This is a genomic window from Halorubrum persicum (assembly GCF_002727125.1).
GTDB lineage: Archaea > Halobacteriota > Halobacteria > Halobacteriales > Haloferacaceae > Halorubrum > Halorubrum persicum.
Window position 1 is genome coordinate 21235 of record NZ_NHOA01000110.1, and the last position, 18930, is coordinate 40164.

The following is an 18930-nucleotide window of genomic DNA, read 5'->3' on the forward strand; positions in this document are numbered from 1 at the left end:
AGCTCGGTTGAGTCGAGGTCAGTCCTCGGCGTCCGGCGCGGCGGTTTCGGTCTCGGTGCTGGCGTCCTTGTCTTCCTCCTCGGAGCGCGCCGCGACGAGTGCGCCGCTTGCGACGCTGTACATCGGCTCGTCCGGCGAGCGGACGCCGCTGATCGAGAACGGCATGTTCGCGTCCTTGAGGTGGTCGGCGAACAGATCCTCGAATCCGCTGGGGCTGGAGGTGCCGCCGGTGACGACGACCGGCACGTCGAGTCCCTCTTCGACGTCTTCCTCGTCGACCTCTCTGCTGATGTTCTCGATGACGTAGTCGAGCAGGTTCTCGTAGTAGATGGCGAGCGCGCCCTCGACGCCGCCGACGTCGGTCCGGAAGTCCAGCTCGAAGTCGTCCTCTTTGATGCTCGTCACCTTGTCGACCGGCGTCCCGGTCGCCTGGGCGGTCTGTTCGTCAACCCAATCGCCCCCGCGGGCGATGGAGAACTTCATCACCGGCACCGCGTAGTAGGCCAGACAGACGTTCGTCATCCCGGCGCCGAAGCTGATACCGAGGCCGGTGAAGTTCTCGTCGGCGAGCTCGGAGTAGATGACGGCCATGCCCTCGTTGATCGGCTCGGGGTCGTATCCCATCTCACCGAGCATCGACTCGAGGGTCTTCTCGTGGTACAGCGTCGACAGATCCGAGTCGATCGGGTCGGCGGGACTCGAGTAGTACAGCCGTTCGTCCGGCCGCGATGGCTCTCCGACGACCTGCTCTGTGATGAGCTTGATCATCGGGATCGCCGACGACTCGTTGCTGGAGAGGATGCCGTGCTGCATCGGCCGGCGTGTTTCCTCGTTGAATATGTTCGCAAAGTTAAGCGCATCGTCGCCGACGACGTACACCTCGTCGTCCTTTCGAATGTGAAGGACGTTGCTCCGTGAGAGCATCTGCTCGGCCATATCACTATACTCGATCTCGACGAATGAGTTGCGCTGTTGGACGAAAACGGTTTCGGCACCCTCCTGCCGCGCGGAGAGGATGTTCATCGTTCCGACGTCAAGCCCCTTGGCCATACTCGACGTTCATAACCAATCCACATAAGCTTTCGTAGCAGCCGCATCGGTGGGGCGTTTTCACCGCTACAGCGGGGAGCTCTCTACGCCCGGACGGGAGAAGTCCGCCGCTCCGGCGGGCGCTCTGTACCGCCCCGGTCGACGGTCTCAGGGTCCTCCGCGGATCCGGTCGACGAGACCGCGGATCCGGTCGGTGAGTCCGTCGGTCTCGTCGTTCTGTTCCGCGTCACGCTGTTGCTCGCGCAGTTCACGGAGCGCGGCGGCCTGATCGTCGGTACTGCCGCCGCTCGCGGTCTCGACCTCGCCGCCCTGTAACCCCCTGAGCTGCGCGACCGCGGCGTCGACGCTGCCGTCGCCGGTTCGGGTCTCGGTGCTTGAATCCGGCAGCGAATCGCGGTTGATCTCGTCTATCTCGCTCGTGTTGAGGCTCAGCCGCCGGGTCTCAGTGCGCTCCACGCCGCCCCACGAGAGCTCGGCATCGCCGAGCTCGCGGTCGATGTCCGCGCGCACCTGCTCGTCGCTGACGGTCTCGTCGCTCTCGTCGGCGCCGTCGTTCGCCTCGGCCGCCGTCGCGCCGTCCGTGACGCGTTCGACACGGTGGGCGACAAGCGCGACGCCCGTCGCCGCCACGACGAGCGCGATGCCGACGCTGTAGAGCGCGATCACCCGCGCGCTGTAGTCCGGCGGGACAGCAACGTTCCAGTCGTGCGGGTACGCCCACACGAATACGCCGACCGCGGCGACGGTCACGGCCGAGCCGGCGGCCGCGACGTACAGCATCCGCTTGTCGACCGGCAGTAGGACGACGATCCCGAGCAACAGGGCCGGCAGCCCGACGGCCGCAGCGACGCCGGCAACCTCTCTGACGGCGTAGGTCGACAGCTCGGTCGGCGGCAGCGTAGCGCTGTAGAGGAACACGGCGACACCGACCGCGCCCAGTCCCAGCCCGACAAAGAACAGTCCGAATCCGGCGTAGACGTCGACCGTGCGGTCGGGGTCGCCGACGTATCGCCGGTAGTAGCGGAGGAGTCGGTTCGCGTCGGTCGGCTCGCTCATGCGTGGGCGTATCGGGCCGAGTGTAATGACTGTTCCCCTGACCCCAGTGCTTTACCACCCCGACGACGAAATGCGAGTGATCAGCAGTGGAACCGGACTGTCCGCGGTGCGGGAGAGAGCTGACGGCGTTCGCGCTGTCTGGCATCGAGGCGTTCACTTGCGAGGCCTGCGGCTACGTCGGCGTCGAGGCCGACCACTCCGGCGAGCCGCGCTCCGCAGAGAGCTGGGAAGACGCGCTCCGCCGGTTCCATCGCGATGACGACAGGTGACCATGCACACGATCGAAATAACCGAAGACCAGTACGACCGCATCAGGGCACTGCGCGAGGAGCTCGCTGACCACCACGCCGACCGCTACACGTCTGTCACGCTCCCCGACGGCGTCGCCTACCTGTTGGATCTGGCAGAGGCCGTCGACGACCCGGACCGCACCGCCGAAGTCGGGACGGGCGACGACGCGGGTGCCGTCGGCGCGGGCAGCACGGACGGGACCGACTCCACCGACGGGCCCCGACCGTTCCCGCGCGAGGCGCTCGAAGCCGAACTCACCGAGCGGAACCGTCGTCACACGGACCCGGAGGCCGCATCGCGAATGGACCTCTACGAGATCGCCGCCGAGTACGACGTCTCAGGTCGCAGCAGCATGACGAAAGGGGAGCTCGTCACGGCGATCACCGAGGCGGTCGAGCGGCGGTACACCGATCCGCTCGCGCCCGTCGACGTGGACGTGTCCGGGCTGTCGCCCGAAGACAAGGGAAGCGACGACAGCGAAGAGGAGATCGACGACGGCGGCGAAACCGTCGACGAGCCCGGCGAGCGCGATGAGGCCGACGACGGGTCGACCGACGACGGCGGGCAGCTCAACGCGATGTTGAGCCTGCTCGAGACCCACGAGGACAAGTGGCGGTCCGCCGACGGCGACGCCCGATACGAGGTCGATCTCCCGGACGGAAGCGTCGAAGCGGCTAGAACGAAAGACGATGTTCGCGCGGTCCTCTTCAGACACTACTGACCATGGGAGTGATCGAGACGCTCAGGTCGTGGCTCGGACTCGGAGGCAACGCCGACCGGGAAGAGGCCGAGACCACGGCCGGTGATACTGCGACGGCCGACCCGCCCGCTGAGGACGCCGCGGACGCGGACGGAGAGCCGAGACTGGACCCGGAGGGCGCGACAGAGACCCGAGTCGAGACGACGGAGACCGCGGTCGACGCGCTCAGGGAAGCCCGCAACGCGGACGACGAGGACTCTTCGGGCGACACCGTCGACGCGGACGACCGGGGTATCGGGTGAGTTACTTATAAGTAGTCGCCCAGCAGCGGCTCGACGCGCTCCTGGGTCTCCTCGGGGATCGCCTCCGTGGGCGTGTTGACGGTGCCGTCGAGGGAGGTGTGCGCCTCGCACTCCAACTCGTCCGGAAGCGTCCGCACGGCCTCCTCGACGGCGGCCTTGATCGCCTTCTGGTTCTGCTCGGCGTTTTCGAGCACCTCGGCCAGCGTCACCTCGCTGTCCGCCTTCCACACGTCGTAGTCGGTGACGCCGGCGATCGTCGCGTAGGCGATCTCGGCCTCCCGGGCGAGCTTCGCCTCCGGGATCGCGGTCATGCCGACCAGATCCCACCCCTGCGACTTGTAGAACTCCGACTCCGCGCGCGTCGAGTACTGCGGCCCCTCGATGCAGACGTAGGTGCCGCCCTTCACGACCGTCGTGCCGTCGCCCTCGCCCGCACCGCCGACGGCCGACTCCGCGGCCTCCGTGAGGTGGTCGACCAGTTCGGGGCTGTACGGGTCCGCGAACGGCTGGTGGACGACGACGCCGTCGCCGTAGAAGGAGAGGTCGCGGTGTTTGGTCCGGTCGTAGATCTGGTCGGGGACGACGAGGGTGCCGGGCTCCAGTTCCTCCTTCAGACTCCCGACCGCGTTCGACGCGAAGATGTGGGTGACGCCCGCTCGCTTCAGCGCGTACATGTTCGCGCGGTACGGGAGGTCGGTGGGCGAGACGCCGTGGTTCGAGCCGTGCCGGGGGAGGAAGGCGACCTCCTTCCCGGTGTCCGCGAACTCGCCGATCGTGATCGCGTCGCTGGGCTCGCCGTAGGGCGTGTCGTACTCGACCTCGCGCACGTCGTTCAGGGGGAGCGCCTCGTAGATACCGCTGCCGCCGATGAAGCCGATGGTGCTCATACGCGGAGTGCGTCCGCGCGCTACTTATACGGACTGAAGCGGGATCACAGCAGCCACCGCACCGCCGCCAGCGCGAGCGCGCTCACGGCGAGCAGGTGGACGAGGACGGCGCCGACGGCGGCCCCGCCGACCTCGCGCATCTCTCGGAGCCGGATCGAGAGGCCGAGGCCGACGAACGCCAGCGTGAAGAGGGCGTCCGAGACGCGCCCGATCGACGCCAGCGCCGCCGGCGAGAGGAGCCCGCTGTTCGCGATCGCGGCGACCGCGAGAAACCCGAGCAGGAACTTCGGGAACTCCGCCCACAGTCGGCGAACGCCGGGGTCCGTCGCCGAGCGCGCGGTGTACGCCAGCGAGTAGGCGACCGCGACCCCCCCTAAGAGGGAGTTGCGCGCGAGCTTCGTCACGGTCGCCCACTGCCCCGCTTCGGGCGAGTGCGCGAATCCCGCGGCCGCGACGGGACCGGTCGAGAACATGCTCACGCCGGCCCAGACGCCGAACTGCCGTCCGGTGAGCCCGAGCCACTCGCCCGCGATCGGGAACGCGACGAGCGTGACGGCGTCGAAGAGCAGGACGGTCGCCGCCGCGAACGTGATCGCCGACCCGCGCGCGTCGAGCACGCGCCCGATCGCGACGACCGCGGAGACGCCGCAGATGCTCGCGCCGGCGGCCAGCAGCGATGGCGTCGTCCCGTCGAGGCGGAACAGCCCTCGGGCGATCAGCTCCGCGAGGAGGAGCCCGCCGCCGACGGCGGCGACGACCAGTCCGAGCACGGTCGGCCCCGCGGCGAGGAACTCCTCGACGACCACCGCGGCGCCCAGCAGGACGATGCCGGTCTCCAAGAACAGCTTGTCGACGCCGACGCCCGGCTGGGCCGCCTCGGGCGTACCGACGGTGTTGCCGACGAGCGCGCCGACGCCGACGGCGACGACGAGCGGCTGCAGCCCGTCGACCGCGCCGGCGACGACCTGCGAGAGGAGCGCGCCGCCGGCCAGCAGTGCGAGGCCGGGAACGTACGAGCGAGCCGCGGCAGCGACGCCCATCAGAAGACGCCCGCGACCTGTCCCGCGGCGTGGACGGCGACGACTCCCAGCCCGAGCGCGAGCGCCTGCCAGCCGCGATCGAGCGCGGTCCACCGGTCGACGAGCGGAGAGTCGGGCTGACCAGCGGTGTCCGATACCATGCGCGGAGAACGTCGGGCTCGCTACTTATAAGAACGGAATCGGAGCGTTTCGGGAGCGGAGCGTCGGAGGGGACCGAAAAATGCACGTCGCGGGACGGTGTCGTGTCCACAATCGATGCCCACCACCCAGATCAAAGACCCCGTCCACGGCTACGTCGAGCTGCCGGACGCGCTCGTCGAGGGCGTCGTCGACACGCGGCCGTTCCAGCGGCTGCGGTACGTTCGGCAGCTCTCGGCGACGCACCTCGTGTATCCGGGGGCGAACCACACCCGGTTCGAGCACTCGCTCGGGGTGTATCACCTCGGGCGGACCGTCTTCGAGAACCTCCGCCGGCAGTCGTACTTCGCGCGGGGCGCGACGACCGACGAACTGGAGGAGATCCAGCGCACGCTGGAGTGCGCCTGCCTGCTCCACGACGTGGGCCACCCGCCCTTCTCGCATCTCTCCGAGGGGTTCCTCGACGAGGGGGTCCTCCGGAAGCGCGTCGCGGAAACCGGGCTGGTCGACGCCTTCGACGACGCCGGCGTCGGCGGCGCCCCGCTCCGGTCGGCGAACCCTCACGAGCTGCTCGGCTGCGTGATCATCGTCGAGGAGTACGGCGACGACCTCCGCGCGTTCGACGTGGACCCCTTCGAGGTGTGCGCGTACGTGCTCGGCTACAGCCTCGCGTACGAGCGCGGCGAGCCGTGGCAGTACGGGGTCGGCGCCCAGCTGCTCCACTCGCCCATCGACGTGGACCGCCTCGACTACATCACCCGGGACAACGACATGACCGGGGCGGGGGTGTTGAGCTTCGACGTCGAGCGCATGGTCGACGCCTACACCGCCCACCCCGAGGAGGGGTTGGCGCTCTCGGAGAAGGCGCTGTCGACCATCGGTAACTATCTCGAGGGGCGGATCGCGCTGTACATGTGGGTCACCCAGCACCACAAGTCGGTGTACGCCAACCGGCTCCTGCAGGCGATGCTCGGCGAGTACGCGGCCGAGACCGGCGAGAGCCCGGTCACCGTCGACGGCATCTTAGACCGCGAACTCGACGACAACGCGGTGCTCGAACGCCTCCGGATCGCCGCCCGCGAGCACCCCGAGTCGACGCTGGCGTCGATGTACGACCGCTTCCGCGGGCGGCGCTTCCCGGCCACCTGCTGGAAACACCGGATCGCGCTGGCGGACCGGGTGGGCGGCACCCTCGACGGCAGCCGCAGCGAGGAGGGCGAGGAAGGCGGCCCCGACATCGACGCGTTCACCGCGTGGCTCACCGAGGGCGACGACCGGCTGGAGCGGCTCCTCGCCGACGCCCTCGACGTGCCGGTCCACGAGGTGTGGATCGACCGGTCGTACGTCCCCGCCTACGACCCCGACGAGCTGGAGGACATCCCCATCGCGTACGGCGGGACGACGCGGTCCGTCGGCGACTGGGGGTTGTACGGCGACCGCGCGTTCGACGTGCCGATCCCCTTCGTGTTCGTCCCGGACGGGACGAAGCGGCGGGCGATCCGCGTGCTCAGAGTGGCGTTCGATCGGGAGGTCGGCGTCGCGTCGGAGACGTAGAACGCGACGGCGACGCCGTCAGACCGCGACGGAGGCCCAAAGCACATACCCAGAGGCGACGTAGGCGCAGGACGACGCCGAGCCGTCCCGAACGGACACATGACTCTTGACCCGAACGCGGCCCTCTGGCGAGCGCTCCTCGGGTCCCCCTCGTCGCCGAGGCGGCTCGGAGCCGCGGCAGGCGCAGGGCTGTTCGGCGCGACCGGGCTGTTCGCGTTCGCGTCACACGCCCTCTTCGACGCGATACCCGAAGCGTTCCTGTGGCTGTTCGTCCTGCTCGGCGCGCTGCTGGCGGTCGGAGCGGCGTACGCGGGAAGCGGGGTGCTCGTCAGTTCGGCGCTCGTGTTCGGGCCGGTGTACGGGCCGGTGACGTGCTACGCGTGGCTGATCTCGACGCGGGAGGCGGCGCCGGTGGCGTTCATGCTGTCATTTTACGGACACGGGGCGCCGGCGCTCTGGGCGCCGGTCGCGGTGGTCCTCGTCGCGGTCAGCTACGCGCTCGGGGCGCTCGGCCGACAGGTCGTGAACCGCCCCGAACGTCAGTGAATCGAGGGTCGCGTCAGTCGTCGGCTTCGGCGGGGACGCGGCTGTCGCCTTCGCCGGCCTCGGCGTCGGCGCCCTCGTCGTCGGCCCGCGGGAAGTTCTCGATCGTCGCCTCGCGGAAGGCGTCCTCGTCGAAGGCGTAGTCCTCCTCGAAGAAGTCGAGGACCGTCTGCACGTCGGTCATCGCGTTCTTCAGCGCGGTCGAGGCGCCCGGCGAGGGCGTGATGTTGAACAGGATCCCGTCGCCGGTGATCTTCGCTTCGCCCATGTCGAGCTCCTTGTTCTTCGTGTCGACGATCTGCGGGCGCACGCCGCCGTACCCCTTCGCGCGCTCGATGTCGTCGACGTCGACCGTCGGGACCACCTTCTGGACGTTCGGGAGGAACGCCCGCTTGCCGACCTCGGGGAGGTCGTACACGAGGTTCCGGACGACGTAGGGGAACAGGATGCGGTCCGAGAGGATGTTGACGTAGCTCAGGACCGACGCGGGAGAGAAGCCGAACACGTCGGCGAAGTCGCTCACGGTGGAGAGGCGACCGCGTTCGAGCGCGGGGACGAGCTTCGCCGTGGGACCGAACCGGGTGACGCCGTCGTCGTGGACGTCGGCGTCGCCGTGGACCGCCGCGAACGGGAGCTTCTTCATCTGGAGCGTGTACACCTTCCCGTTCAGCAGGTCGTCCGCGAGGAAGAAGCTCCCCGCGACCGGCAGCAGCGACATATGCTCGCCGTACCCCATCTCCTTGGCGAACTGGAGGCTGTGGGAGCCGGCGGCGACCACGACGGCGTCGGCCTCGAAGTCGCCGTCGTCGGTCTCGACGGTGAACCCGTCGCGCCCCTCGTCGACGTTCTCGACCGCGGTGCCGAGGTGGACGCCGACGCCCTCCTCCTCGCGGGCGGCGTCGACGAACGACTTCGCGACCGCGCCGTAGTCGACGACGTAGCCGTCGGGCGTCTGGAGCGCCTTGAGCTCCGTCCCCGGGTCGCGTCCCTCGACGACCTTCGGCTCCAGCTCCGCGATCTCGTCGCGACCGATCTCGCGCAGCTTCGGGAAGAGGTCGCCGAACCCGTTCTCGTGGTAGCGCTCCGCCAGCTTGTCGGTCTCCTCGTCGCCGACGCCGAGCACCATCTTGCTGCGCTTGCTGTGCATCTCCCGGTCCGGGTCGGTTCCCTCGAGGTAGCCCGCGAGCAGCTCGGCGCCCTCCTTCACTTCCTCGGCCTTTTCGAGGGTGTAGTTCGTCTCGATGTCGCCGAAGTGCAGCGTCTGGGAGTTGTTCGTCCGGTGAGAGTTGATCGCCGCGATCTCCCGCTCCTTTTCGATCAGTGTCACGTCGTCGATGTCGGTGAACTTCGCGACCGTGTACAGAAGCGACGCCCCGCTAATTCCCCCGCCGACAATGATCAGATCAGTGTTCTCGGACATGCGTGGTGAAAGCTCTCACTCTCCGAGACGAACTGATCCGTTAACGTTCTTACTATCTGCCGCCGCTGATCGGCCGTGAGAGGGCCTACAGTCGTCGTTTTCGGGGTTCGACGAACGTCGAATGGCGGCGTTCGGGCGGGAGCGCTGGAGGCTACGGGTCGGTGCGGGCCGCGCGGTACCGAGCGCGGAGGCGATCGAACAGCGCTCGGCCGGCGTCGGTCCGGATCCGGAGCTCGGTCGTCGCAAAGAACTCGTCGAGGTCGTCGTACTCGCGGAACGCGTCCGGGTCGCCGTCGGCGGGGTCGTACCGGTCTGCGCGCTCGTAGCACACCGCCTGTAGACAGACGTCGAGGAGGTCACACTCCTTGACCAACACCGCCTCGGGCGACTTGCGGGCCTCGTACGCCTCCCACGCGTCGCGGACCCGATCGGGGAGCGGGCCGGCGAGGTCCGCCATCGCCTCGCGCTCGGCGGCCTCCTTCGCGGCCGGATCCACCGAGTCAGCGGTCGAATCGGCACGCGTCGCCACGTCGCCGGTCTCGGCCTCCGCGACGTCGTGGACCACGGCGAGCCGGAGCGCGCGGTCGAGGTCGAGGTCGGGCAGGTCCTCGCGGAACCGGTCGCCGAGCGCGAGGACGAGGTACGCGACGCCCCACGTGTGGGCGGCGACCGACTCGGGAGCGTCGACGCCGCGGAGCTGCCAGCCCGTGCGCCGCTCGTCTTTCAGCGCGTAGGCGTCGAGGAGGGCGTCGATGGCGTCGTCCGGGGTCGAGTCGTCTAGGGCCGGGTCGTCCGAGACCATCGTCGTGCGCTACTCGGCGAGCGTCCAGGCGCCCTCGCCGGCGAGGTCGGCCACGTCGCGGCGGACCATCTCGTCGAGCACCTCGTCGAGGCGACCGGCTTGGGCGACCTCCATCTCGATGCGACCGATGCCGTGGTACTCGTCGAGGTAGTGCCGAACGTCCTCTCGGTCGAAGACGGTCTGGTCGGCGCGCTCCATCGCGCCCTCGGTGAGGTCGATCATGTCTTCGAGGAAGTTCCACGGGTAGACGACCCACGTCCACTGCTCCAGCCGCTCGCCGACGAAGTCGGGCTGGAACTCCGAGGTGCCGAGCAGCTGGAGGGTGGCGGTCCGGACCGCGCCCGCGTTCCGGTCGTCGACGTACTCCTCCGCCCGGCTGATCGAGCCGCCGGTGTCCGCGATGTCGTCGATGATCAGGACGTCTTTCCCCTCGACGCTCCCCTCGGGCATCGGGTAGCGGATCTGCGGCTCGTCGCTTTTCTCCGCGGCGCCGACGTAATGCTCCATCTTCAGGCTCGTGAGGTCGTTGAGCCCGAGGAAGTCGCAGATGCACCGCCCCGCGAACCAGCCGCCCCGGGCCAGCGCGACGACCACGTCCGGCTCGAAGTCGGCGCGCTTCACCGCGTTCGAGACGTTGCGGCAGAGCCCGTAGATGTACTCCCAGTTGGTCAGGGTGCAGTCGAAGTCGTCCGGGAGATCGCTCATACGACCGCTTCTCCCACCCGCGCGCTGATAAGGGTTTAGCAACGGTCCCAGCTGGGACGCGACCGCGTCGACGCGACGGAGGCCCGCCGCGTATCGGTCCCGACACGATTTAGGTGACCGGCTCACAACGGGTCGGTAATGAGCACTCAGGCCGCGACGGAGGAGCGGACGGTCGTGATCGGGCTGGAGGTCCACGTCCAGCTCGAGACCGACACGAAGATCTTCTGCGGCTGCTCGACGGAGCCCGAAGACGACGAGGAGCCGAACACGCGCACGTGCCCGACCTGCCTCGGCCTGCCGGGCGCGCTGCCGGTCCTCAACGAGGCCGCCGTCGAGGCCGCCGTGAAGGTGGGGAAGGCGATCGACGCCGACATCCCCGAGACGACCACGTTCCACCGGAAGAACTACTACTACCCCGACCTGCCGAAGAACTTCCAACTCACCCAGTACGACGCCCCGATCTGCCAGTCCGGGGAGCTGGAGGTCCGCGTCGACGACGAGGCGAGAGCCATCGGGATCACCCGCGCGCATCTCGAGGAGGACCCCGGGAGCCTCCAGCACGCCGGCGGCTCCATCGAGTCGGCGACCCACACGCTGGTGAACTACAACCGCGCCGGGACGCCCCTGATGGAGATCGTCACCGAGCCGGACTTCCGGTCGCCGGCGGAGACGCGGGCGTTCCTCGCGAAGCTCGAAGAAGTCCTCGAGTACCTCGGCGTCTTCGATCCGACCCGCGACGGGAGCCTGCGCGTCGACGCCAACGTCTCGTTAGTCCCCGAAAGCGAGATCGACGGCGACGGGGAGATCACCGACGAGGCCCTCGAGGCCGTGAACCGCGCCGAGGTGAAGAACATCTCCAGTCACAAGGGCGCCGAGCAGGCGCTCGCGTACGAGGTCACCAGACAGGAGAACGTGCTCCGGCGCGGTCGCGAGATCGAACAGGAGACCCGCCACTGGGACGAGGCGCGCGGCGTCACCGTCTCGATGCGCTCGAAGGAGGCCGAGAAGGACTACCGCTACTTCCGGGAGGCCGACCTGCCGGCGCTGGAGGTGTCGGACTGGAAAGCGCAGATCCCGATCCCGGAGCTGCCGGACGCCCGCCGCGAGCGCTTCCGCGAGGAGTACGGGCTCGACCGCGAGTCCGCCTCGAAGCTCACCTCCACGAAGGAGGTCGCCGACTTCTTCGAGGACGTCGCCGAGGAGTTCGACCCCGACCTCGCCGCGACGTGGGTCGCCGACAACCTGCTCGGCGAGCTCAACTACCGCGAGATGCAGATCACGGACGTAGAGGGCCGCCTCGACGAGTTCAAGCGCCTGATCGAGCTCGTGGCAGACGAGGAGCTCACCGTGAAGAACGCCGAGGAGGTCGTCCTCCGAGAGATGCTCGACGCCGGGGAAGACCCCGAGACCGTCATCGATCGGGAGGGGCTCGGCGTCGCCGACTCCGGCGAGGTCGAGGCCGCCGTCGAGGCCGCCATCGACGACAACCCCGACGCGGTCGCCGACTACCACGACGGCGACGAGGGCGCGATCAACTTCCTCGTGGGACAGGTGATGCAGGCGACGGGCGGGAGCGCCGACCCGGGCGAGGTGAACGGGCTGCTCCGCGAGGAGCTGGACGGGTAGCGACCGATGCGCGTCACCGTCGCCGAGGGGCGCCCGTGAACGTCACCGTCGAGGTCGTCGGCGAGGGGGCCGCGGAGTACGACCTCCCCGAGGACGCGACCTACGCCGACCTGATCCGCGAGGCGGGGTACCACCCGCAGGAGGCGTCGGCGCTTGTCGACGGCTCGCCCGTCCCCGGCGACCGCGTCGTCGACGCCGAGTCGGTCCGACTGCTCCGGCTCATAAAGGGCGGGTCGACGGACGGCGGACAGACGGACGACAGCGCGTGAGCGCGGAGCGCGACACGCCCGACGCCGTCGGGATCGAGACGGCCACGCCGGACGACAGACTGGACGTGCTCCGGGTGCTCGACGCCGCCATGCTGGAGACGGACTCCGAGACCGTCGACGCCGCGATCGACGCGGGCGACGCGCTCGTCGCCCGGTTTAGCCGGACCGGCGCGGTCGTCGGCGCGCTGGTCGCGACGCGTCCCGACCCGGGCCGTATCCACGTCGACGCCGTGGCCGTCCGGCGGGCGCGCCGCGGGCGGGGGATCGGCTCCGCGCTCGTCGCCGCGGTGGTGCGGCGCGCCGAGCGCGACGCCGCGGTCGAAACCGTCACCGCGGCGTTCGACGCGGATTTGCGGGCGTTCTACGCAGACCTCGGCTTCGCGATCCGGTCGGCTGAAGACGCAGACGAGAGCCGACCCGCAGACGCGGTCGGCAACTCCGGAGCGGATCGCGCCGCGGGACGGAGCTCGGAGCGTCTGTGGGGACGGGTGACGGTGGCCGAACAGACGCCGCCGTGAACCGGGCGCAAGCGGTGCGTCCGACTCGCGGCTGACTGAGTTTTTTCTATGTGGTATGTGTACACATGTCTCCCGAAAACGATGTCCGCTACATCCGGCACCCACGAGGATCCCGACGGTATCGAGGTGAAGGCGGTGGACTCCATCGACGGCCCGTGGTTTCGATCGACCGCATCTGCGCGCGCGGTCGGAGCGCGAGCAGCCGCCCGACTACCACCGACGCGTCCGCGCCGCCGCGCTCGCGGCCGAGGTAGAGGCGCTCGAAGCGGAAGTAGAGGCGCTCGAGCGGGCCGTCGAGTCGAAGGAACGACAGCGACAGCAGGTGATCGACACCTACGAGACGATCGTCGAGGAGCGATCGGAAACCGAGCACGCGTCCGAATCCGACGCGTCCAACGAGAGCAAGGGGTGGCGGCCGCTGGGCGCCGTCGCGTCGTGGGTCGAACGAGCAGCCGCGCGGCTGCGCCGCCCGAACGAGTGATCGGAGCCGTCGCCGGTCCGGGCCTCCACCAAACCGGACCCCCCATCCAGCCCGGACCTCCACCGAGTCGATCCGCGATCCCCGAGAACTGCCCACCGATGTCCATTTCCGGGTCGGTCCCGTCGTTCCGGGTATGAACGCCGATTCGCCCGCGGTTTCGACAGACATTCGGCCCCGACCCGTGGTGAGAGACGTATGAGTGGAAAAGACGAGTACTACAACAAGTCGAAACAGCAGGGGTACCGCGCCCGGTCGGCCTACAAGCTGAAACAGATCGACGAGGAGTCGGACCTGTTCGATCGCGGCGACACGGTCGTCGACCTCGGCGCCGCGCCCGGCGGCTGGCTTCAGGTCGCCGCCGAGGAGGTCGGGGAGTCGGGGACGGTCGTCGGCGTCGACCTCCAGCGCATCGACGACCTGGAGGAGCACGACGTTGAGACGATCCGCGGCGACATGACCGAGGAGCGCACCCGGCACTACCTGCGAGAGGCGGTCGGCGAGCGCGGCGCGGACGCGGTGCTCTCGGACATGGCGCCGAACATGACCGGCGAGTACGCCCTCGATCACGCCCGGTCGGTCCACCTCGCGCGGCAGGCGTTCGACGTGGCCGAGGAGCTGCTCGCGCCCGGCGGCGACCTCGTCGTGAAGGTGTTCCAGGGCGAGGATCTGGACGCGTTCCGCGAGGACGTCCGGAAGGAGTTCCAATACCTCCGGACCGTCTCGCCGCCCGCGTCTCGCGACACCTCATCGGAGGTGTACCTCGTCGCCAGAGGGCTGAACACGGCCCCCGTCACGGCGGGCGACCGGATCGAGGTGACGGTCGAGGAGCGCGGCGACGAGGGCGACGGGATCGCGTACGTCGAGGGGTACTCGCTCTTCGTCGCCGGCGCGGACGTGGGCGAGACCGTGACCGTCGAGGTCGACGACGCGAAGCCGCGGTTCGGGTTCGCGACGCCGGTCCATCCCGACGAAGACGGCCACGACGAGAACGCTCGCGACGAGTAGACAGCGCGGGGCGACCACGGCGACGACGGGATCGACGCGGCGACGAACCGGCGAGCGAGGAGTTCTGTCCCGAACGCCGGGATTGTTATTAACCGAGATAATTCGCGTCGAGCGATTATATACTCTCACGCGAAACGAGCGGCAAATGGATCGCAACGGCACCCGGAACCGATCGGACGAGTCGGAGATGGACCGAGAGATCGGGTCGGAGTCGAACGGCCGCGACCCCACTGAAGCGGCGGCACAGACGACGGGCGGGGAGAGGACACAGACCGCGAACGGAGAGACGACCCAGGCCGCAGGTGGCGACGTGCCGATCGACGCGTTCCGCGAGGTCGCGGCGCAGCTCGCAGGGGGCGACCTCGGGGCGCGGTTCCCGGAGGCGGCGGCGAGCGGTGAGGCCGCCGCGCTCGCAGGGGATCTCAACGCGTTCGTCGAGGGGGTCGCCGAAACCCTGTCCGCGGCGGAGGGGTTCGGGGACGAGGTCTCGGGGGCCTCCGAACACGTGCGGTCGAACGTCGCCCGAGCGAAGGGGCAGAGCGGCGACGTGTACGAGGCGGTCGACGGGATCGAGGCGGCGGCGACCCGCCAGCGAGACGACATCGCGGAGGCGACCCGAGAGCTGCAGAGCGTCTCGGCGGCGACGGAAGAGGTCGCGGCGTCGGCGGAGGAGGTGGCGACCACGGCGGGGAACGTCGCCGAGCGCGCCGACGAGGGGAACGACGCCGCGGCCGCGGCGATCGAGGAGCTCCAAGTGGTCGACGAGCGGACCGAGACGGCGCTCGACCGCGTCGAGGAGCTGGAGGCGGAGGTCGCGGCGATCGAAGACGTCACCGACCTCATCCGGGACATCGCCGACGAGACGAACATCCTCGCGCTGAACGCCTCCATCGAGGCCGCCAGAGCGGGCGAGGCCGGTGCCGGGTTCGAGGTCGTCGCCGAGGAGGTCAAGAGCCTCGCCGAGGAGTCCCGCGACGCCACGAGCGAGATCGAGTCGTCGATCGGCTCGGTGCGCGACGAGACCGACGCCACCGTCGCGGAGATCACGGACATGCGCGAGCGGGTCGGCGAGGGAATCGACACCGCCGAGAGCGCCCTCGAGGCGTTCACCGACTTGGCCGACGACATCGAGGAGACCACGAGCGGCGTCGAAGAGATCAGCGACGCGACCGACGACCAAGCGGCGGCGATCGAGGAAGCGGTCGACATGGTCGAAACGGTCGGGGAGCTCGCGGCCGACACCGCCGAGGACGCTGCCGAGGTGACGACGATCGCCCACACGCAAAAGACGTCGCTGACCGAGGTGGCGGCCGGCGCGTCGACGCTGAGTGACCGGACCGGAGCCCTCGACGACCGGCTCGACGCCTACGACCTCGCCGGGAGCGCGGCGGGCGACGACGACACGGTCGTCGAGTTCTGGCACGCGCTCGGGGGACGGAAAGCGCGGCTGCTCGACGAGTTCGTCGACGAGTTCGAGGCGGCGACCGAGGGCGTCTCGGTCCGCCCCTCCTCGAAGGGGAGCTACCGGGGCGTGTTCGACGCCACCCTCGCCGCGGCCGACCGGGGTGACCCTCCGGCGATCGCGCACCTCTACGAGATCGGGACCAAGCGCGCGCTCGACAGCGGGGCGTTCGCCCCGGTCGAGGACCTCCTCGCCGACGTGTCCCGAGGGAGGGGCGGCGTGGCCGACGAGATCGCCGCGGAAGCGAGCCTCGACCCCGACGACCTCCTCGACCCCGTCGCGAACTACTACCGGACCGACGGTCGGCTCCACTCGCTCCCGTTCAACGCCTCGACGCCCGTGCTCTACTACGACCGCGATGCCTTCGAGCGCGCCGGGTTGAATCCGGACGACCCGCCGTCGACGTTCGCCGAGGTGCGGCACTGCGCCGAGCGGCTGGTCGACCGCGGCGGCGCCGAGGCCGGGATCACGTTCGCGAACTACTCGTGGTTCGTCGAACAGTGGTTCGCCGAGGCGGGGCAACCGCTCGTCGACGCCGAGAACGGCCGCGCCGGAACGCCGACCGAGGCGTACTTCGACGCCGAGGCGGGCGAACGCGTGTACGAGTGGATCGCCGACATGGCCGCCGACGGCCTCTACCTCGACCCCGGGATCGAGGCCCGAGGACGGGCACGAGAGGCGTTCCACGAGGGACGCGCCGGGATGTTGATCGGGTCGACCTCGGCGATGGTGGGAGTGCGCGAGGGCGCGTCGTTCCCGGTCGGGACCGGGTACTTCCCGGTGGCCGACGAGCGTCACGGCGTCGTCGTCGGTGGCGGCTCGCTGTGGATTGCCGACCGGGCGTCGACCGAGCAGCAGCGGGCGGCTGCCGCGTTCCTCGGGTGGCTCGCCGCGCCGGAACAGCAGGCGCGGTGGCATCGGGAGACCGGCTACTTCCCGGTTCACGAGGGCGCCGTCGATCGACTCGCGCGAGACGGGTGGTTCGACGGGAACCCCGGGTACCGGACGGCGATGGATCAGCTGCTGGACGCCAAGGCGTCACCGGCCACGTCCGGTGCGCGAATGGGTCCGTTCGACACCGTCCGGACCCTGGTCGCCGAGGCCTCCGTCGAGGCCCGCGAGCACGGCGTCGGCGAGGCGCTCGACAGGCTCACAGAGAGCGCGGAGCTACAGCTCCGATCGTACGCGGAGAACGCCGAAACGAGAGTGGACACCCGGTAGGCAAATCAGGCGGGACCGTCGCGCCGGACCCACTCCCGAAGCGTAAACCGGTCGAACGCGGTCTCGGCGGCGACGGCCCACTCGTCGCCGTCCCACGCCGGGTAGAACGTGTCACCCTCGTAGCTCCCCGCGATGTGACTGAGAAACATCCGGTCGAGGAGGGGTTGGAACAGCTCGTAGATGGCTCCGCCGCCGAGGACGTAGACGAACGCCTCACCCCCGATCCCGTCGTCGCCCGCGACCTCCGCCGCGCGTTCGATTGCCGAATCGATGCCGTCGGCCACGACCGCGGTCGGGACATCGACGGCCTCGACGCTCCGACTCACGACGATCTGCCGGGAGCCGGGGAGGTCGGCGCGCATCGAGTCGAAGGTGCGGCGTCCCAAGATCACCGGCGACCCCGCGACGCGTTCGCGGTACTGCCGAACGTCGGCCTCGATGTGAGGCCACGGAACCTCGCCGTCCCTGCCGATCGCTCGGTTCTCCGCGAGCGCCGCGACGCTGACGAGTTGCACGGCCGACCTACGAGCGCGGACGACAAAAGCGGTCGGGGGAGGGGTGCGTGAGAGCGGCCCGACGGGACAGAGAGGGTGCCGCCGCGCTACTCCGCGAGCCCGAGGAGGTCGAAGGGGTAGCCGTTGTCGTTGGCGTTGGCCTGCTCGTAGACGACGCGGGCGGCCGCCACGTCCTGAATCGCGAGCCCGGTGGAGTCGAAGACGGTGACGCCGTCGACGGCGGCGTCGGGTCCGTCGCTGTCGCTGCCGAACCCGGCGCCGGTGCGTCCCGGACGGTTGCCGACGACGATCTCGCCGATCTCGCCGTAGATGTCGTCGTCCGTCAGCGCTCCCGCGGCGTAGGGGACGTTGATCTCGCCGGAGTGGGTGCACTGCTCGTGGTCGTCGATGACGACCGTCGCGTCCAACAGGAGATCGTCGGCGAGCTCGTGTTTGCCCGCCGCGTCGGCGCCCATCGCGTTGATGTGGGTGTGTCCGCCCACGTCGTCGAGACCGACGATCGGGTCCTCGACGGGCGTCACCGTCGAGAGCACGTCACAGTGGCCGGCCTCCGTGACCGAGCCTGCGCGCACGTCGAACCGGTCCCCGAAGGCGTTGATGAAGTCGGCGACGCGCTCCTCGTCGAGGTCGCTCACGACGACCTCCTCGATGTCGCGGACCGCCGAAATCGCCTCCAGTTGGGTGTACGACTGGACGCCGGCGCCGACGATCCCCAGCGAGGTCGCGTCCGGGACCGCCAGCTCGTCGGTGGCGACCGCGGCCGCCGCACCCGTGCGCTTCATCGTGAGCGTCGTGCCGTCGAGGATCGCCAGCGGGAACGCCGTCTCGGGGTCGGAGTAGATCATCGTCCCCATCACGGTCGGGAGGTCGTGGTCGGCGGGGTTGTCGGTGTGGACGTTCACCCACTTGATCCCGGCGGCGTCCCACCCGTCGTCCTCGGCGGTGTCCTCGGTCCGGACGTCGAGGTAGGCGGGCATCGAGCGGAAGTCGCCGTTGTACTCCGGCAGGTCGATGTACGATTTCGCCGGCATCTTGGCGTTGCCGCGCTCGTAGGCCGTGAACGCGCCCCGGACCCCGTCGATGACGCGGTCCATCCGAGCGTTCTCGTCGACGTCGTCGGCGTTGAGAAGCAGCGTCTGCATATCGCAAGCTTTGCCGGAGGGATACTTGAACCCTGTTGAATCGACGACGGGGCGGGGGCGACGGTGAGACGGGGATCGGAAACGCCGGCGACACGGCTTATAAATGCGCGAGACGGATGCGACGACCGGTTATCGATCGAGTACGGTGCGGCGGCGCGCCCCGGTGAGCGGCCCGAAGGGCCGCGAACCGACGGTGCGAGGGA

21 protein-coding genes are annotated in these 18930 nt (G+C 69.5%); 11 read left to right on the forward strand and 10 right to left on the reverse strand.

Annotated features, from left to right (window positions below; all coding sequences use genetic code 11):
* Window positions 1-18: 18 nt before the first annotated feature.
* Together DJ69_RS12555 and DJ69_RS12560 are read right to left on the reverse strand one after the other, a co-directional pair.
* Window positions 19-1050, reverse strand: coding sequence for a disk-shape morphogenesis protein volactin (locus DJ69_RS12555; protein WP_099255919.1), 1032 nt, complete (start codon window positions 1048-1050; stop codon window positions 19-21).
* 147 nt (window positions 1051-1197) lie between these two features.
* Window positions 1198-2106: a DUF7139 domain-containing protein gene (locus tag DJ69_RS12560; RefSeq protein WP_099255920.1), complete on the reverse strand. Its 909-nt coding sequence runs from the start codon at window positions 2104-2106 to the stop codon at window positions 1198-1200.
* Between the two features lie 86 nt (window positions 2107-2192).
* Between DJ69_RS12560 and DJ69_RS12565 the strand changes: the two genes are divergently transcribed.
* From DJ69_RS12565 to DJ69_RS12575, 3 genes are read left to right on the forward strand one after another with little or no spacing between them, the layout of a single operon-like run.
* Window positions 2193-2375, forward strand: a complete 183-nt coding sequence (locus tag DJ69_RS12565) for a TFIIB-type zinc ribbon-containing protein (protein ID WP_099255921.1) — start codon at window positions 2193-2195, stop codon at window positions 2373-2375.
* Between the two features lie 2 nt (window positions 2376-2377).
* Window positions 2378-3118: a Rho termination factor N-terminal domain-containing protein gene (locus tag DJ69_RS12570; protein WP_099255922.1), complete on the forward strand. Its 741-nt coding sequence runs from the start codon at window positions 2378-2380 to the stop codon at window positions 3116-3118.
* Window positions 3119-3120: 2 nt separating this feature from the next.
* Window positions 3121-3399 carry a hypothetical protein gene (locus DJ69_RS12575; RefSeq protein ID WP_099255923.1) on the forward strand — a complete coding sequence of 93 codons (279 nt, stop codon included), beginning with the start codon at window positions 3121-3123 and terminating at the stop codon, window positions 3397-3399.
* 5 nt (window positions 3400-3404) lie between these two features.
* Here DJ69_RS12575 and mtnP read toward each other — a convergent pair whose 3' ends face one another.
* The 3 genes from mtnP to DJ69_RS18455 are packed head-to-tail and all read right to left on the reverse strand — an operon-like array spanning window position 3405 to window position 5466.
* On the reverse strand, window positions 3405-4286 hold the full coding sequence (gene mtnP, locus DJ69_RS12580; RefSeq protein WP_099255924.1) for an S-methyl-5'-thioadenosine phosphorylase: 882 nt from the start codon (window positions 4284-4286) through the stop codon (window positions 3405-3407).
* Between the two features lie 44 nt (window positions 4287-4330).
* The gene (locus tag DJ69_RS12585; protein ID WP_099255925.1) at window positions 4331-5326 is read right to left on the reverse strand and encodes a YeiH family protein; all 996 of its coding nucleotides are present in this window, start codon (window positions 5324-5326) and stop codon (window positions 4331-4333) included.
* Window positions 5326-5466 carry a hypothetical protein gene (locus DJ69_RS18455; protein ID WP_180271812.1) on the reverse strand — a complete coding sequence of 47 codons (141 nt, stop codon included), beginning with the start codon at window positions 5464-5466 and terminating at the stop codon, window positions 5326-5328. The genes DJ69_RS12585 and DJ69_RS18455 overlap by 1 nt, the downstream gene beginning before the upstream one ends.
* 115 nt (window positions 5467-5581) lie before the next feature.
* Here DJ69_RS18455 and DJ69_RS12590 point away from each other — a divergent pair, with 115 nt between their 5' ends.
* Together DJ69_RS12590 and DJ69_RS12595 are read left to right on the forward strand one after the other, a co-directional pair.
* On the forward strand, window positions 5582-7018 hold the full coding sequence (locus DJ69_RS12590) for an HD domain-containing protein (protein WP_099255926.1): 1437 nt from the start codon (window positions 5582-5584) through the stop codon (window positions 7016-7018).
* Between the two features lie 99 nt (window positions 7019-7117).
* Window positions 7118-7564, forward strand: coding sequence for a hypothetical protein (locus tag DJ69_RS12595; protein ID WP_099255927.1), 447 nt, complete (start codon window positions 7118-7120; stop codon window positions 7562-7564).
* Between the two features lie 13 nt (window positions 7565-7577).
* On the opposite strand, the gene DJ69_RS12600 is transcribed toward DJ69_RS12595, so the two are convergent.
* The 3 genes from DJ69_RS12600 to DJ69_RS12610 all read right to left on the reverse strand — a co-directional run bounded on the left by DJ69_RS12600 (window position 7578) and on the right by DJ69_RS12610 (window position 10488).
* Complete coding sequence (locus DJ69_RS12600) at window positions 7578-8981, reverse strand: FAD-dependent oxidoreductase (protein WP_099255928.1); 1404 nt, start codon at window positions 8979-8981, stop codon at window positions 7578-7580.
* 151 nt (window positions 8982-9132) lie between these two features.
* On the reverse strand, window positions 9133-9783 hold the full coding sequence (locus tag DJ69_RS12605; protein ID WP_099255929.1) for an HD domain-containing protein: 651 nt from the start codon (window positions 9781-9783) through the stop codon (window positions 9133-9135).
* Window positions 9784-9792: 9 nt separating this feature from the next.
* Window positions 9793-10488: a phosphoribosyltransferase gene (locus DJ69_RS12610; protein ID WP_099255930.1), complete on the reverse strand. Its 696-nt coding sequence runs from the start codon at window positions 10486-10488 to the stop codon at window positions 9793-9795.
* Window positions 10489-10626: 138 nt separating this feature from the next.
* Here DJ69_RS12610 and gatB point away from each other — a divergent pair, with 138 nt between their 5' ends.
* The 6 genes from gatB (at window position 10627) to DJ69_RS12640 (ending at window position 17070) form a co-directional block, all read left to right on the forward strand.
* The gene (gene gatB / locus DJ69_RS12615; protein ID WP_099255931.1) at window positions 10627-12114 is read left to right on the forward strand and encodes an Asp-tRNA(Asn)/Glu-tRNA(Gln) amidotransferase subunit GatB; all 1488 of its coding nucleotides are present in this window, start codon (window positions 10627-10629) and stop codon (window positions 12112-12114) included.
* 35 nt (window positions 12115-12149) lie between these two features.
* Complete coding sequence (samp2, locus tag DJ69_RS12620; RefSeq protein ID WP_099255932.1) at window positions 12150-12383, forward strand: ubiquitin-like small modifier protein SAMP2; 234 nt, start codon at window positions 12150-12152, stop codon at window positions 12381-12383.
* On the forward strand, window positions 12380-12901 hold the full coding sequence (locus tag DJ69_RS12625) for a GNAT family N-acetyltransferase (protein WP_099255933.1): 522 nt from the start codon (window positions 12380-12382) through the stop codon (window positions 12899-12901). The genes samp2 and DJ69_RS12625 overlap by 4 nt, the downstream gene beginning before the upstream one ends.
* A 322-nt stretch (window positions 12902-13223) precedes the next feature.
* Window positions 13224-13382 carry a hypothetical protein gene (locus DJ69_RS18890; protein WP_245851655.1) on the forward strand — a complete coding sequence of 53 codons (159 nt, stop codon included), beginning with the start codon at window positions 13224-13226 and terminating at the stop codon, window positions 13380-13382.
* Window positions 13383-13577: 195 nt separating this feature from the next.
* Window positions 13578-14387, forward strand: a complete 810-nt coding sequence (locus DJ69_RS12635) for an SAM-dependent methyltransferase (protein ID WP_099255934.1) — start codon at window positions 13578-13580, stop codon at window positions 14385-14387.
* A gap of 145 nt (window positions 14388-14532) precedes the next feature.
* A complete protein-coding gene (locus DJ69_RS12640) occupies window positions 14533-17070 on the forward strand; it encodes a methyl-accepting chemotaxis protein (RefSeq protein WP_099255935.1) in 2538 nt (845 codons plus the stop codon).
* A gap of 5 nt (window positions 17071-17075) precedes the next feature.
* Here DJ69_RS12640 and DJ69_RS12645 read toward each other — a convergent pair whose 3' ends face one another.
* On the reverse strand, window positions 17076-17585 hold the full coding sequence (locus tag DJ69_RS12645) for a dihydrofolate reductase (protein ID WP_099255936.1): 510 nt from the start codon (window positions 17583-17585) through the stop codon (window positions 17076-17078).
* An 86-nt stretch (window positions 17586-17671) separates the two neighbouring features.
* Complete coding sequence (locus DJ69_RS12650) at window positions 17672-18727, reverse strand: ornithine cyclodeaminase family protein (protein ID WP_099255937.1); 1056 nt, start codon at window positions 18725-18727, stop codon at window positions 17672-17674.
* Window positions 18728-18930 lie beyond the last annotated feature (203 nt).